1 protein-coding gene is annotated in these 691 nt (G+C 58.8%); it reads right to left on the reverse strand.

Translation table 11 applies throughout. The features are described 5' to 3' along the window. Positions 1-103: 103 nt before the first annotated feature. Positions 104-691, reverse strand: a 588-nt coding sequence (locus U4Y90_RS35960) for a TetR/AcrR family transcriptional regulator (RefSeq protein ID WP_321801899.1), incomplete at its 5' end; no start/stop codon positions are given.

Consider the following 691-nt stretch of genomic DNA (forward strand, 5'->3'; position numbering starts at 1 on the left):
CCTCGAAAATCTCGCCAATGTCGCGACCCTGATGCGCTTGCTTCGCCCCGGCAGGAATGAAACCCTTACACGGGTTCCGGTTTGAAGATGAATCGACTGCCGGTCAGGACGCAGTGGCCAGTTCCTTCTTGCGACCGCGACGCCGCGGCTTGCCCGGTGGCTGTGCGCCTTCGAAGAACATCGAGATGAACTGATCTGCGATTTTTTCTAGCGACCCCTTCTTGGGATCGAACCACGTCTGAACGGAATTGATGAAGCCGAGCACATAGATACGGCTCAGCGCGATGTCGATATCGTCGCGCAGAAAACCTTCCTCACGCAGATCGTCGAACACGGTGGTCCACAGCCGCTGATGCCGCTCGCGACGCTTGATCTGCCGCTCACGCACCTGATCCGGCAATTGGCTCAGCAGGCGGCCATGTGCGAGCGCATAGTCGCCAAACTTGATCAGCGCACTCATCTGACCGACCACCGCCGCTCTGAAGCGGTCCTCGGCGTTCGCATTTTCGGGCAGCGCACCGAAATGCTCATTGATGTGCTGCACGATGCTATCCGCACCATGCTCCATCACCACGTCGACGAGTTCTTCCTTCGACGAAAAGTGATAGTAGATGCTGGCTGCCTCGATGCCGGCCTGGTCCGCAATCGAGCGCATCGTGGTTGCCGTATAGCCCTGCGTCGCAAACGAGCG

Origin of the sequence: Caballeronia sp. J97 (genome assembly GCF_905220305.1) — a bacterium.
Lineage (GTDB): Bacteria > Pseudomonadota > Gammaproteobacteria > Burkholderiales > Burkholderiaceae > Caballeronia.